This is a genomic window from Chloroflexus sp. (genome assembly GCF_034435895.1).
GTDB lineage: Bacteria > Chloroflexota > Chloroflexia > Chloroflexales > Chloroflexaceae > Chloroflexus.
In genome coordinates this window covers 1-11,535 of record NZ_DAOTWH010000347.1, presented here as the reverse complement: position 1 = coordinate 11,535, position 11,535 = coordinate 1, and the positions used below count along the sequence as shown (strand labels likewise).

The 11,535-nt window shown below is 60.0% G+C and carries 10 protein-coding genes; 2 read left to right on the top strand and 8 right to left on the bottom strand.

The features are described 5' to 3' along the window. Positions 1–177: 177 nt before the first annotated feature. From U9R81_RS19065 to rny, 6 genes are all read right to left on the bottom strand, one after another. Complete coding sequence (locus U9R81_RS19065) at positions 178–1,497, bottom strand: ABC transporter substrate-binding protein (protein ID WP_322496994.1); 1,320 nt, start codon at positions 1,495–1,497, stop codon at positions 178–180. A 277-nt stretch (positions 1,498–1,774) separates the two neighbouring features. After that, complete coding sequence (locus U9R81_RS19060; RefSeq protein WP_322496993.1) at positions 1,775–2,806, bottom strand: LacI family DNA-binding transcriptional regulator; 1,032 nt, start codon at positions 2,804–2,806, stop codon at positions 1,775–1,777. Between the two features lie 193 nt (positions 2,807–2,999). Beyond that, positions 3,000–3,701: a 3'-5' exonuclease gene (locus U9R81_RS19055; protein WP_322496992.1), complete on the bottom strand. Its 702-nt coding sequence runs from the start codon at positions 3,699–3,701 to the stop codon at positions 3,000–3,002. Positions 3,702–3,720: 19 nt separating this feature from the next. Then, complete coding sequence (locus tag U9R81_RS19050) at positions 3,721–5,562, bottom strand: DUF294 nucleotidyltransferase-like domain-containing protein (RefSeq protein WP_322496991.1); 1,842 nt, start codon at positions 5,560–5,562, stop codon at positions 3,721–3,723. Between the two features lie 81 nt (positions 5,563–5,643). Then, positions 5,644–5,976 (bottom strand): stage V sporulation protein S, encoded by a 333-nt coding sequence (locus U9R81_RS19045; RefSeq protein ID WP_416180996.1) that lies wholly within the window; start codon positions 5,974–5,976, stop codon positions 5,644–5,646. A 193-nt stretch (positions 5,977–6,169) separates the two neighbouring features. Continuing rightward, entirely contained in the window at positions 6,170–7,702 is a 1,533-nt protein-coding gene (gene rny, locus U9R81_RS19040; RefSeq protein WP_322496990.1) for a ribonuclease Y, read from the bottom strand. Positions 7,703–7,975: 273 nt separating this feature from the next. Here rny and U9R81_RS19035 point away from each other — a divergent pair, with 273 nt between their 5' ends. Further along, a complete protein-coding gene (locus U9R81_RS19035; protein ID WP_322496989.1) occupies positions 7,976–8,800 on the top strand; it encodes a hypothetical protein in 825 nt (274 codons plus the stop codon). A 51-nt stretch (positions 8,801–8,851) separates the two neighbouring features. Next, positions 8,852–9,493, top strand: a complete 642-nt coding sequence (rimI, locus tag U9R81_RS19030; RefSeq protein ID WP_416180998.1) for a ribosomal protein S18-alanine N-acetyltransferase — start codon at positions 8,852–8,854, stop codon at positions 9,491–9,493. On the opposite strand, the gene U9R81_RS19025 is transcribed toward rimI, so the two are convergent. Beyond that, positions 9,448–10,512 carry a radical SAM protein gene (locus tag U9R81_RS19025; protein WP_322496987.1) on the bottom strand — a complete coding sequence of 355 codons (1,065 nt, stop codon included), beginning with the start codon at positions 10,510–10,512 and terminating at the stop codon, positions 9,448–9,450. The genes rimI and U9R81_RS19025 overlap by 46 nt on opposite strands. A 9-nt stretch (positions 10,513–10,521) precedes the next feature. Further along, positions 10,522–11,310, bottom strand: a complete 789-nt coding sequence (locus U9R81_RS19020) for an inositol monophosphatase family protein (protein ID WP_416180997.1) — start codon at positions 11,308–11,310, stop codon at positions 10,522–10,524. Positions 11,311–11,535: the final 225 nt, after the last annotated feature.

Genomic DNA, 11,535 nt, shown 5'->3' with positions numbered 1-11,535 from the left:
GGCGGGCGGGTTTGCGCCCGCCGTCCCGCCAATTGCTGAGGCCCGTTTTCCGGTAGGTTGCCAGTTGGTCAGCCGTTCCCGCGCAGGCATGGTTGGCTTCCGCAGCAGGGATTTACGGATAGGGCAGAGCAGCGCCCTGCCCTACCGCCCCATAGTTGCAACGATCAGCGCAACCGCCTATTGCTTATAGGCCGCGTCGATCTCGGCCAAGGTCGCATCCAACGTGCGATTGCCGCTCGCCCAGTCGGTCATCCCCTTCCAGAAAGCGGCATTGACCGCTGCCGGCATCGCATCGGAGGCATCGAAGCGGGCCGCTTGCGCAGCAAGGATGGCTTCGGCGACCTGCCGCTCGATCGAGGTCGGATAGACGGTCAGATCCTGATCCTTGTGCGGGAAGACGCCACCGCCGAGACGAGCCCACGGCGTCGCCGAGGCGCCGGTCGCCACGAACTCCATAAACTTGCGCACTTCCGGCCGGTCGCGGCCCTTGAGCACCACGAACACATCACCACCCACTTCAAGCGCCGGGGTGACGTTCGGGTCAATCGGCGGCATCACAAACAAACCAACCTTGTTATCGAGGTCAGCCCGCACCGACTCTTGGAAGAAGTTGGTGACGAAGCTGCCTTGCAGGTGCAGCCAGCAGTTCGGCGGGTCGGTGAAGAGGAACGTTGCCGCGTCGCCGAAGTTGGTCAAGACGATCGACTGGCGGCCACCGTAGACATTGCCATCGGTGAACCAGACCTCGCCCAAAATCTCGAAGGCGCGCTTGACTTCGGGCGAGCTAAAGGCTACTTCGCCGGCAATCCAGCGATCGTAGACCGCGGTGGTCTGCGTGCGCAGCATGATATTCTCGATCCAGTCGGTGCCCTTCCAACCGGTCGCCGCGCCCGACTCGATCCCTTCGCACCACGGCGTATGGCCGTTGGCCTTCATCTGCTCGGTCAACGCCTTGAGCTCGTCCCACGTCGTGGGAACCTTGTAGCCAGCCGCCTCAAAGGCCGGCTTGTTGTACCAGATAAAGCCCTTGGCATTGACGCGGTGGAAGACGCCATAGGGAGTCCCGCCAAACGTACCCAGCTCCTTCCAGAACGGCGCATAGTTCTTGTCAATTAAGGACAACACTTCCGGCCACAGTGGCACCAGATTGCCCTCGGCGGCCAAGCGGGCCGCACCACCCGGCTGCGGGAAGCCAGCGATATCCGGCGGATCACCTGCCTGCACGCGCACGACAATCTGGGTATCGAAGTCATTGACGCCGGTGTAGACGACATCAATATCGGGATTCGCCGCCTCGAAGACCTTGATCACCTCTTCAAAGGCATCGGCTTCGCCACCGCCAAACGCGCCGAGGATCGTCACTCGCTTTTTCTCACCACCGGTTTGACCAGTCGAGCCGCTAGGTTGGGGCGAACCGCCACCACCGCCGCAGGCGGCCAGCACAAAGCTCACCGCAACCATCAACGAAATAAACAGGGCCAGTCGCGAACGCGGCATCGTTCTCACTCCTTCTGCTGGATGCAAGTCAACTTTGACGATAAGATCACATCGTCTGGCAACGAGGCGTTTTGCTAGCTACGCAATCATCACGTGTCGTTACAAGGCAAGCGGCTCACTAGCAAACGATGCTTGCCCAGAGACGCTCCGTGCTAGCAATGACCGAATCATGCGCGGCCTACCCTCCTCTTCGTTGCCAAGCTACGCCATAGCTATTCTGCCAACCCCACCTCCTTTCCATCAGCGCAAGCGTTGCCGTTCAACGGCAAACAACCAACTAGATCGACTCCCGTTCGATCAACGGGCAGGGAAGATAATGCTGAACAGGCGGCAGACTCTCGCCGGTGGGCAACGTCTGCAACAATTCAACCGCGCGGCGGCCCATCTCGTAATGGGGCAGCTCAACGGTGGTCAGCGGCGGGTAGAGCTGCGCAGCGATCAATTCGAGGTTATCGAACCCGATCACGGCCACATCGTGCGGGATACGCAAGCCGAGCCGCTTGATGGCATCGTAGGCCCCCATCGCCATCTTGTCGTTAAAACAAAAGATCGCCGTCGGGCGATCGTCGCGCTTAAGCAGAGCGAGAGCGGCGGCAAAGGCATCGTGGGCATTGGAATGGCAACTGCGCACCAAGGCCGGGTCAAACGGCAAGCCATAAGCGGCTAGCGCCTGCCGGTAGCCTTCGAGACGGCCAAACAGGGCCGACATCGGAATGATCTCGTTAATGAACGCGATCCGGCGATGGCCGCGCCGAATCAGCGCCTCAGTCGCGGTATAGCCACCTTGCACCTCATCGGGAATAATGGCCGGCAGCGACCGGTCGGCGACAAAGCAATTGACCAGCACCACCGGCGCCTGCGTCAATTCCGGCGGCGGTATCACTTCGTGATGGTACATTGCCGCATACATCAATCCCTCCACCCGCCGTTCCAACATAAATTGCAGCGCCGTCTGCTCGATATCACGCTGGCCACTGGTATTGACCACCAACAACATCTGCTGCCCTGCCCACGCCGCCTCTTGTGCGCCAAGAATGATGCGCACGGCGTAAGGCGACGTCACCACCTCATCGGAGATTAAGCCCAACGTGTGCGAGTGGCGGGTGCGCAAACTGCGCGCCATAGCGTTAGGCCGCCAGCCAAGGGCATGAATCGCGGCCCAGACCCGATCGCGCGTCTCTTGGCTGATGGCGGCGCTGGTGACGTTATTGACCACAAACGAGACCGTGGTCTGCGACACGCCAGCCAGCCGGGCGACGTCGTACATTGACGGCGGGCGGTTACGTTTTGAGCGAGATTGGTCGTCCATTGACCGTATCGATTGACTTTGGTAAAACGAATTACTAATTCAATTTATAAGTTAACACGGATTTAATCACCTGTCAAGAGGGTGCAGCAGCTTACCGGTATAATATCAGACTTGTCAATAGTTGCGAGGGGTTATGAGGGAGAGGGGAACGGCAACCGGTGGGGTATCGTAGGGGCACAGCGGCGCTGTGCCCCTACACTCCGCCGGCCCGGATCAAACCGGCCAAATTATTGCGCCCCTGATCGGCCAACAAGGTCGCTTGGGCAATAAACAACTGCGCGGTGGTCACCGCATCGTTGAGCGCGTTGTGCTGGGCATAGATCGGCAACCCCAGCGCGTTCACCAACCCGCGCAACTCGATGGCCGGCGCCGGCATATCGCGTGACTGCTCACCGAGCCATTGGGCATTGAGGTGCAAGGTCATCGCCAAACGGGCTGTATCGAGGATAGGCCGGCGCAAGCGCCCGCCAAACGGTTTGAGCGCCGCGTTGATGAAACGCACATCGATTTCGGCCACATGTACCACCAGCACTCTTCCGGCAATCCGCTGCAACAGCCCGGCAAGCACCACTTCCGGCGGCGGCGCATCGCGCAACTCTTCCGGGGTGAGGTGATGGACGCGAATGCTCTCAACGCTCGGCTCACGGCCGGGTGGTGGGCGAATAAGTGAAGACCACGTCTGCTTCAGCAAGACGCGCCCATTCTCAACATTGACGGCGCCAATTGCGATCAGCGCATCGTGGCGTGGATCGAGGCCAGTGGTTTCGACATCGATCACCGTGTACGGCACTTCCCGCCACGGCAAGCGCCGGTCAGGCTCAGGGAAGGCTTCGTAGGCCCGCACAAAATCGGCGGGAGGCGTGCGCTGAAAAAGGCGTGACCAAAACGAAAGCATAGTCTCTCCCGTGCCAGCGTCACGCCAACCGATCGGTCTGGAACATGAGCGCCACCCCGCGCTGCACCGAGGCAATCGCCTGCAATGACTCTTTGATCGCGCGCCGTTCGCGCGGGCCAAGCTGGTGGAAATTGACGAGATTGTCAGGCGGCAGCCCCAGCGCAATTTGCTGTTGCTGATGTTGCAAGCGCAGGGTCGAGAGCAGCTCAAACGCGCTAATCAGATTATCAGCGTCTTCGCGGCTCAACACCCCGGCAGCCATCGCCGCGCGCAAGCGCGCGATGGTATTGGTCTCGTTACTGCGGGCTTCCAGCCCAAACAGACGGGCAATATCGACCACCATCGCCGTGCCGCGCAGCTTCAGATCGAGCAGATCGCGCTGTTCGCCGCGCCGTTCGAGCGCGACTTGGCGGAAGAAGGTCAGCGGCGCGAGTTGGCGGAGAGCGGCGCGGGCAAGGCGGGCCATAAAGATGCGATGCTCGGCGGCATGCTGGGTAATCGTGCGAAAGATCGGCTCAGCCGGCAAAGCGCCGTAGACTTGGCGGTAATCGAAAAAGATCGCCGTGCGCAGCAACGACTCCTCATCGGGCACTTCGATCCAGCGCCGGAAGTAACGTTGCCAGACCGACAGCGGCTGGCGCCATTCGGGATTGGAGGCCATCACATTACCGGGGCAACGGGGGAAACCGCATTCAACCAGCCAACCAACCACCAATTCGGCCAACTGTTCAAAATAGCGCACTGCTTCCGGCGAGGCTTCATCATCATACACCAGCGCATTGTCTTGATCGGTGCGCAGGGTCTGTTCATAGCGCCCTTCCGAACCGAGCACCAACCATGCGTAAGGCACGGGGGGCGGCCCCAATTCGGCTTCGGCATCGTGCAGCAACCGTTGCAACAAGGCATCGTGGGCCACCGCCACCACACGACCAATATCGCTAACGCGCGCCCCGGCAGCCATCAGGGTATTGACCGCATCGGCCACTTGATCGGTATAGCGGCGCAGATCGGCCAGTGACGTCGCCCGCTGCAACAGGCGCGGCAAAAAGAGCGGGCTATTGCTTTGGCGGCGCAAAATATCGGTATGGGTAACCAAGCCGATCACGCGATCGTGATCAACCAACGGCAAATGGTGAATGCCGCGTTCGAGCATCAGCAACAACCCCTCGAAGGCCAGCGCATCAGCCGAAATAGACGTCGCCGGCGCGCTCATCACCTGCCTCACCAGCGTCGTATCGGGCAAACCTTCGGCGAGCACCCGATTACGCAGATCGCGGTCGGTAATAATGCCGGGCGGGTGCTGATCAACAATCAGCGACGAAATCCGCTCGGCGCGCATCAAGCGCGCGGCATCCCCCACCGTGGCATCGGCGCTGATAAACACCGGCGGACGGGCGATCAAATCGCGCAGGCGGGTTTGGAACAGGGCCGGGTTCGAATCGGCTTGGCGGGACTGGATCGCATACCCCAGCCGTTCGATCACCGAAGCGGCAAAAAACGCGGCGAACTGCGGCTGTTCGGCGCGCAGCCGATGAAAAATCGCCGCCGGCAACAAATAGAGCAGGGTATCAGTATGGGCGCGCACCGTCACCAGCGGCGGCTGGCCGCGGATGAGGGATGGATGGCCGAAAGCTTCGCCGGGGCCAAGGGTATCGACCACCTGATCACCACTACGGAGCAGGTCGACCAAACCCTTGCAGACAATGTACAGAAACTGAGCTGGCTCGCCGCCACGGGTGAGGATCGTCTGGCCAGCGCGGACAAACTCAATCTGCAACTCACTGGCAATTTGGTGAACAACATGATCGGGCAGGCGATCGAAGGGGGGGTAAGAGCGCAAAAAGCGGGCGATCTCGTCCATACCGGCATTGCTCATTGATACAATGCGAGGCATCTCCGGAGCGGAGATGCCTCGCCAGCGACGACGGAACTACACAGGAGGCTACCGGCGTTCAATCAAGAGACGAATAGCGGTGCGTTCCTCGTCATCGATTGCGACATCGATAAACGACGGAATGCAAACGATATCGATCCCCTCCTCGCTCAGATAGGTGCGGGCAATAGCGACGGCCTTAATTGCCTGATTGGTCGCGCCAGCGCCAATCGACTGCACTTCAGCCGAACCATTCTCGCGCATAACACCGGCAATCGCGCCGGCAACGGCACTCGGCCGCGAGCGGGTCGAGACCTTAAGGACCTCGGCACTGCGCTGCTGACGAGCGGGGGCGGCGTTGCCATCGCCGATAGCCCGCTCTAGCGGCTGGGCGTTGCTCATAGCTTCCTCCTGTTGGTGACGGGTAGATAGACGGCTCGCATCATCGGGCGGAGTTGCCAGGCTCATACCGGCGCAGCCTCCTCGTGTAAAAGAACCCTGATAGCCGACAACCGATGCGTATGGCAATTGTACCACACAGCATCGTGGTTCGCCTACCAAATGGCGAGCAATTTTGCGCCATTTGGCCTATGGACTACCGCGCATAATCCACTACGCGGGTTTCGCGAATAATCGTGACTTTGATCTGGCCCGGATACTGTAAACTCTCTTCAATCTTCTTAGCCACATTTCGCGCCAAATGGACACTAGCCAGATCATCGATCTGATCAGGTTGGACCATCACGCGCACCTCACGGCCGGCCTGCACAGCAAACGCGCGTTGCACGCCGGGGAACGAGGTAGCAACCGTCTCTAGCGCTTCGAGGCGCTTAATATACAGATCAAGCGTCTCACGCCGGGCGCCGGGGCGCGCGCCCGAAATGGCATCAGCCGCGATCACCAAAAAGGCTTCGACGGTTTGCGGTTCTTCATCGTAGTGATGCGCGGCAATTGCGTGGACAATCGCCGGCGAACGGCCCAACCGGCGAGCAATTTCAGCACCGATCAGCGCGTGGGGGCCTTGCACCTCGTGATCGACCGCCTTGCCAATATCGTGCAAGAGCGCAGCCGTTTTGGCAATATTCACATTAGCCCCTAATTCAGCCGCCATATGCGCGGCCAACAGCGCGCATTCCAATGAATGCTGCAAGACATTTTGGCCATAACTGGTGCGATACTTCAACCGACCCAGTAGCTTGATCAGATCGGGGTGCAATCCTTGCACGTTCGCTTCGTAGGCGACGCGCTCACCCTCTTCGCGCATAATCTGCTCGATCTCAAGCTGCGTTTTGTGAACCACCTCCTCGATCCGTGACGGATGGATACGCCCATCCTTCAATAACTTCAGCAACGCCACCCGCGCCACTTCGCGGCGCACCGGATCGTGGCATGAGAGCGTTACCGCTTCAGGGGTATCATCAACAATAATATCAACCCCAGTGATCTGCTCGAAAGCACGGATATTCCGCCCTTCGCGGCCAATAATGCGCCCTTTCAGCTCTTCGCTGGGCAGATTCACCGTTGAGACGGTCATTTCCGCAACGTAATCGCTCGCGCAGCGTTGAATCGCCAAGCCGATAATCTTGCGAGCAATCTTATCGGCCTCTTCTTTCGTTTGCTGTTCGAGTTCGCGGATGCGGCGAGCGGCGTCTTCGCGCGTTTCGCGTTCAACCTCGGCCAAAATAATCGACCGCGCTTCATCGCGCGACAACTGCGAAATGCGCTCGAGCTCCTGTGCCTGCTGGCGCTTGAGCCGTTCCGCTTCTTGCGCCAGTTGCTCGATTTGGCGCTCGCGTTGCTGGATCAATCGCTCGCGTCGCTCGATTCCTTCGAGTTTGCGATCGATATTTTCCTCTTTCCGTTGCAGCCGCTCTTCTTGCTTTTGCAGACTTTGGCGCGACTCGCGCAACTCGGCCTCGGCCTCGTTGCGCAACCGCAACGCCTCATCTTTAGCTTGCAAGAGAATTTCTTTTTGCTGGGAACGCGCTTCTTCGATCAAGAGCCGCGCCTCAGCAGCTTTGCGTTGCACTAGTGAGCTGACCCCATTGTTCGCCCACCAAATGCCTATGCCGGCGCCGCCGGCCAACCCTGCAAGCAGGGCGACGACGGCCCAGAGTAGCTCTGTCACAGTAGCCTCCTATGCAGTTGTTAATGTGCATGGCGCCGAGAAGATGTCCTCGCCGGCGATATGCGAACAGAATATTGTAACTATGGATCATCAATCCATTAGATAATCCTCATCATACTGATCGATACCCCTGCTGTCAAGACTTTTGCCGCGAGTCAGCGAGTTGAAGAGCGGTATTGCATCTGCTATAATCGGCGAAGGTGCCAGAGCGCGTACCCTTGTTGTTGCGCGCTCGCTGCAAGTTAGACGCCATCCTGAGGAGGATGAAACCGCATGCTTCGTTCATTCTGGCGAGCCACGTTGCTCTTGCTTATTCTTGGCCTGAGTTTGCTTGCACTGGCGACCTGCGCTACCCAACCAACCTTGGGGACGCCGTTGTTCGTGCAGCAATTGACTACGCAACCGGGCAATTATGCCGGACGTGAGGTGACGGTTGACGGGGCATACGTATGGCGACCGGGCGATCCTTCGCTGTCGGTGCTGGCTGTCGGCGTCAGCACGCTTGACAACGGGCTTGATGCGCAGCCGATCGGTGAAGCGATTTGGCTGGAAGGCTTCCCGGTGGAAGTGACCGAGCATCTGCACCGGCCGGGTGACGCGGTGTACGGCTTTGTCCGCGTGCGCGGTCGTTTCGAGGCAAATGGTAACTATGGCCCCGGCGGCGCGTACCGCTTCTTGTTGACCGTCAGCAGCGCCGAGCCGATCGAGCGCATCCGCCGCGTCGAACAGCGCCTCGCCGATCGCCCGCTTGGCCCTGATAAGGTGTCATTCTTTGAATTGTTGCGCAATCCGCAGCAATATCAGGGGCAGCGGGTCACGACGCAAGCGTACTATTTCTGGAATTCGATCATTTATGTGCTGGCCGAGGGGATCTCAACCGAAGAGGACGGATCAAGCCCGCAGCCGGTCGGCGGCGCGATCTGGGTCGAGCAGTTCCCGCCTGATCAGTCGGCGCTGCTGACGGTTGGGCCAAATAACAGCTTCGTGTGGGGGCTGGTGGAAGTGACCGGCACCTTCCAAACCGGCGGCGGTTTTGGGAAAGATGGCGCCTATCAGAGTATCTTTTTCGTCGAATCGGCCCGGCCAGTGCAACCATAAGAACAGTAATCACACAGCGAGGCAAGGGGGGTGTATTACTTCATCGAGCCGATGCGCGAAGATGACATCCCGGCTGTGCAAGTGATCGAACGGCAAAGCCAGATGACGCCATGGTCGGCGCAGATGTACCGGCGCGAGATTCAAAACCGGCAAGCTTGCCGCTATGTGGTCGCCCGCGCCGATACGCATCCGCCCAACGGCGCACCGCCGCAACCTGATTATCCGCTGTTGCTGCGCATGTTGCAACGGCTTGGTCTGATTGCGCCATCGCCAGGCCAACGCGCCCTGATTGTAGGTTATGGCGGCATCTGGCTGAATGAGACGAGCGGCCACATTACCACTATCGCCGTCGCCCCGCCGCACCGCCGGCGCGGCGTCGGCGAGCTGATCCTCAATGCGCTCATTGATGGAGCATACGAACTGAATGCGCAATACCTCTCGCTCGAGGTGCGGGTGAGCAATCTGACCGCCCAGCGCCTTTACCTGAAGTATGGCTTCCGCCCGGTCGGCCAGCGCGCCCATTACTATATCGATAATCAGGAAGACGCGCTGGTGATGTGGACGGATCCGATCACCACCACCAGCTACAAAGAACGGTTGCGCGAGTTGCGCCGCCAGTTATACGAACGCCTGCGCCAGCAGGCTGATCAGGTCGTGGCCGATAACCCCAGCAGCGGCCCCAGCGTCGGGTAGAGCGGGCTTTGGCGCAGGTCGGCGGCGCGGTAGCGACCGCGATAGACGGCATCGGCCAGTTCGCGATGGAGCTGAGCCAGCCGCTCGCGGCCCTGCACCCGATCGCGAAGCGCAGCATGGCGCAAGAGCAACGCCGCTTCATTGCGCGGCGAGAGTTTACCGGCAAAGAGGCGATGCGGCGCGCGTGGCGCCAACCCCATCTCATCGCAACGGGCTAAGATTTCGTGGTCGCGATCTTGCCGGTAGACCGGATTGACCGTTGCTTGATCGCGGTAGATGTCGCGATAGTAGCGTGGCGGATACGAACCAAGCTGGCTGAGCAGGATGTTGATCCGGTGGCGGTGGCGTTCGTTCGGAATGTACAGGTAATCCCAGATGACGAAATCAACCCCGGCTTCGACGCAGGCATGCAATACCCGGCGGAGATTGAGGTTGCTGTCGGTGATGTAGGGCATGATCGGCAAGATCGCCACCCCGACCGGAATACCAGCCCGCTTCAATTCAGCCGCCATCTCAAGGCGTAGTTGCGGCGACGGCGCGCGCCCCTCAAGCCGCACGGCGAGGTGCTGATCAAGGGTCAGTAAGGTTGTTACCACGATAGCCAAGCTCTGCTCGTTGATCTTTTGCAGCAAGGCGCGATCTTCCAACACCAGCGGGCTTTTGGTCATTACCAGACACGGCTGATTATGTTCGGCAAAGAGCTGCAACACCTGCCGGGTAATGCGGTAGGTCTGCTCGGCAGGCTGGTATGGGTCACTGAGCGCGCTGATCGCGATCAGGTCGCCGCGATCAATAGCCGGCAATGCCGCAGCGAGGCGCTGGGGCAAATCAACCGGAATCGCGATCGTCTCGTTGAGCAGTCGTTCGCTATAGACCCAGCTATCGCAATAGGGGCACCCCAACTCGCAGCCGGTATAGATGCTCATCGTGTAGGCCGAGAGGAAGTACTCGTTGATGAGCGGGCGGCGCGCGCTGAGCGGCGGCAGGTTGGGAGCAAGTTCGCGTTGATAGTATGCCATAGGCAGCGCTTACCCATTGGTGCGATTGCGGCGCGCGGCGGCCAGCGCAGCGAGCAGTTCGGTGTGAATGAGACCGTTGGTTGCGACGAGCCGGTCACCGGCGAGGGGACGCCAGACGCCGCCTTGCCAGTCGGTGATGGTAGCGCCGGCTTCGAGCGCGATCAAACCGCCGGCGGCGACATCCCAAGGCTTGAGACCGAGTTCCCAGTGGCCATCGGTGCGGCCAGCAGCGACAGCGCAGAGATCGAGCGCCGCTGAACCGGGCCGGCGAATGTCTTGCACCAGCATCGCTAGATAGGTCATTTCGGCCAGATTGTTATCGGGCTGTTCAAAGCGATCGTAAGGCAAGCCGCTGCTGAGCAGGCTGCGGGCCAGCACCGGCGTTTGCGAGACGCGCAAGCGGCGGCCATTGAGAAACGCGCCGTGGCCGCGTTCGGCGTAGAAGAGTTCATTGCGCATCGGATCGTAGACGACGCCGAGCAGCAATTCGTTGTAGGCGAGCAGGGCGATCGAGACGGCGAAGATGGGCAGGCCATGCAAGAAATTGAGCGTGCCGTCGAGCGGGTCGATCAGCCACGTGTAGGGCGAAGACATGCTGACGCCGCTGCCCTCTTCGGCGATGATGGCATGGTCGGGGTAGCGAGCACGGATGGCGCCGACGATCAGGGCTTCACTAGCCCGATCGACTTCGGTGACGACATCGGCGTGTTGTTTTGGTTCGTAGCTGATATCACGTTCAGCACCGGCGCGGATGAGCGCGCCGGCGCGATAGGCGAGTTCAATGGCGAAATCGAGCATCATAGATGGCAGACCTGTCAATGGTACGGTCGCGAACACCGTCTTCATTGTAATACCAAAATGCAAAGACGGTTAACGCAAAGGCGCAGAGCGATCAAAGGCGTAGAGGGTGGATGGCACCCCCACCCCCGGCCCCTCCCCCACCGGGGGAAGGGAGTAAGGCGGGATTTGCAATTTTAGCGGGGCGAGGCTACAATCGGCCCGCTATGGAACACACCTTGTCAC

What these genes read in the sequence shown, in the direction of transcription:
- U9R81_RS19055 (WP_322496992.1), bottom strand. Translation starts at nt 3,701, where the DNA reads ATGCTTTCGTTTTGGTCACGCCTTTTTCAGCGCACGCCTCCCGCCGAT.
- U9R81_RS19035 (WP_322496989.1), top strand. Translation starts at nt 7,976, where the DNA reads ATGCTTCGTTCATTCTGGCGAGCCACGTTGCTCTTGCTTATTCTTGGC.
- U9R81_RS19025 (WP_322496987.1), bottom strand. Translation starts at nt 10,512, where the DNA reads ATGGCATACTATCAACGCGAACTTGCTCCCAACCTGCCGCCGCTCAGC.
- U9R81_RS19020 (WP_416180997.1), bottom strand. Translation starts at nt 11,310, where the DNA reads ATGCTCGATTTCGCCATTGAACTCGCCTATCGCGCCGGCGCGCTCATC.
- U9R81_RS19050 (WP_322496991.1), bottom strand. Translation starts at nt 5,562, where the DNA reads ATGGACGAGATCGCCCGCTTTTTGCGCTCTTACCCCCCCTTCGATCGC.
- rimI (WP_416180998.1), top strand. Translation starts at nt 8,852, where the DNA reads ATGCGCGAAGATGACATCCCGGCTGTGCAAGTGATCGAACGGCAAAGC.
- U9R81_RS19045 (WP_416180996.1), bottom strand. Translation starts at nt 5,976, where the DNA reads ATGAGCAACGCCCAGCCGCTAGAGCGGGCTATCGGCGATGGCAACGCC.
- U9R81_RS19065 (WP_322496994.1), bottom strand. Translation starts at nt 1,497, where the DNA reads ATGCCGCGTTCGCGACTGGCCCTGTTTATTTCGTTGATGGTTGCGGTG.
- U9R81_RS19060 (WP_322496993.1), bottom strand. Translation starts at nt 2,806, where the DNA reads ATGGACGACCAATCTCGCTCAAAACGTAACCGCCCGCCGTCAATGTAC.